Origin of the sequence: Bacteroides sp. Phil13 (genome assembly GCF_001940965.1) — a bacterium.
In the GTDB taxonomy this organism is placed as follows: Bacteria; Bacteroidota; Bacteroidia; order Bacteroidales; family Bacteroidaceae; genus Bacteroides; species Bacteroides intestinalis.
Genome location: NZ_MSHA01000097.1, coordinates 1 through 2,068, shown reverse-complemented (window position 1 = coordinate 2,068; position 2,068 = coordinate 1). Strand labels below are relative to the sequence as shown.

1 protein-coding gene and 2 pseudogenes are annotated in these 2,068 nt (G+C 38.0%); all 3 read left to right on the top strand.

Annotation, left to right across the window (positions count from 1 at the left end; all coding sequences use genetic code 11):
- Window positions 1-768: pseudogene (locus tag BWI44_RS19075) on the top strand (hypothetical protein); the annotation flags it as partial.
- 13 nt (window positions 769-781) lie between these two features.
- Complete coding sequence (locus BWI44_RS19070) at window positions 782-1,657, top strand: DUF3869 domain-containing protein (RefSeq protein ID WP_005827864.1); 876 nt, start codon at window positions 782-784, stop codon at window positions 1,655-1,657.
- Between the two features lie 40 nt (window positions 1,658-1,697).
- Window positions 1,698-2,068, top strand: a pseudogene (locus tag BWI44_RS19065) (cell envelope biogenesis protein OmpA); the annotation flags it as partial.

Genomic DNA, 2,068 nt, shown 5'->3' with positions numbered 1-2,068 from the left:
CAATTAGCTTTCAAGAATCTGGTGATTACACAGATTTACCAGGTCTTGTTTGATTTGAGTCCTGCGATAGAAGTTTCGTTATGGAAAGGTATGAAATTAACGGCACAGTTGAAAATACCGGTTTATAATGATGGGTATGGAAGGTTTGAAGATAAAGTTCATCCAGGACATATTACAATTTCACAGCGTTTTAGATTACCGTATAATGTGTTTGGTAAAGTGACTGTGGGATGTTTTAGTGCTGACCAATATGGAGTGGACGCCGAATTTTATCGCCCTTTTAAGGATGAACGCTTTTCCTTAATGGCTCGGATTGGGTATACAGGAATGGGATATTGGAGCGGATTTCGCTATGTATATGATCCTTCGACAGCACTTGTTACTTGGTCTTTGGGCGGTAGCTTTTATTGGCCGCAATTTAACACTCAGTTTAATCTGAAAGCAGAACAGTATTTATTGAAGGAGAAAGGTGTTAAATTTGAAATGATTCGCCATTTTCGCTATTGTTCGATTGGTTTCTATGCAATGAAAGCAGAACATGCAAAGATGAATGGAGGCTTCCGATTTCAAGTGGCATTACCTCCTTATAAATATAAAAGGAAAGGATATATACCTCGTGTGAATACCTCTGCTAATATGGGCATTGTTTATAATGCAGGTAATGAAAGGTACTATTATAGACAGTATAAAGCGGAAGTTAGTGACAATATAATGGAAGAAAATAGTTTTAACCCATATTTTATTAAGTCAGAATTGTTAAATTTTTAATTAATTAATTGAGATGAAAAAGATTAAATTCTTAAACGGCATAAGTGCAGTATTTGCGTTAGCCGTAGTAGCTTTAGCTACAACTTTAACTTCTTGTGAGAAGGAAGAGTTCAACGTTAATGTAACTCCTACTAATGCACAAGCTGTTATTAGTCCGATTGTGCTTGCTATAGAGGATGGTGTTACTACAGATGTAACTGGCCAAGCCACTATCGCACCTGCAGAGTTGACATTTACTGGTAATCCTACTCTGGCTGCTAAGAGTGTTGATGTTACAGCTTCTTATAATGGTTTGAGTGCAACTGTTACAGTTAAGGTTCCTGCTTTGCAAGCTGGGCAATTTGCTACTCTGACTCCGACTATCATTCTTCAGGAAGAAGATGCTGAGACTAAGATTGTAGCAGAATCTACAAAACTTGAACCAGTAACGGATCCTAAAGTTAAGACTTGGGATAACTACGAGCTTTATTGGTTTGACATTCCATCATTCCCTTATGTAGTAAAAGAAGGTGCAAAAGTAGGTGCAAAGAAAATCAATACAACTGATCTTATTGAACGCGCAGCTATTGAATCTTTCTTTAACACGCTTGAGAATACATATGAGGAAACGACAGTAACAACACCGGAGAATAAGTATAAAGTTTATGCTAACTCTAGAACAACTGCATCTATTACTTATACTGTTGTAACAACTGAATATAAAGTAGTGAAGAAGGCTGTAACAAAAGCTGAAACAGAGCCTTTAGCTTCTATTGAAGTAGATGATTATACAACTTCTACACTGTTTGTTCTTGAAAATCAAGATATTCCTGGTCACGGTCATAGCCACGGTCATGGTCATGGTCATGGTGAAGGCAATGCCGGTGGTGGTGTTGGTGAACTTGATTAATAGAAGTTTTAGTTGTTATTTATCTTAAACTCAAGAGAAAATGAAAAGTAAATTAATGATAGCCTCCTTACTATTGGCAGGCGCTTGTGCAGCAAATCTGAATGCACAGGAAAAAACGAACTACTACACTCCGAAATGGAGCGATAATATTTTTGTCAGTGTAGGTGGTGGTATCCACGCCATCAACAATGACGGTTTCAATAAGATTGCTCCGCATTTCAGCGTGTCAGTTGGTAAGCTGATTACTCCGACTTGGGGGGTACGTGCTCAGGTAAACGGTATTACTCAGCATTTGTGTTTGGATGATGCATACTGGGAACACAACAAGACTTATGTAGGTGGTAACATTGATGCAATGATCAATCTTTCTACATTGTTTGCCGGTGCTAATCCTAACCGTTTCTTCGAAGT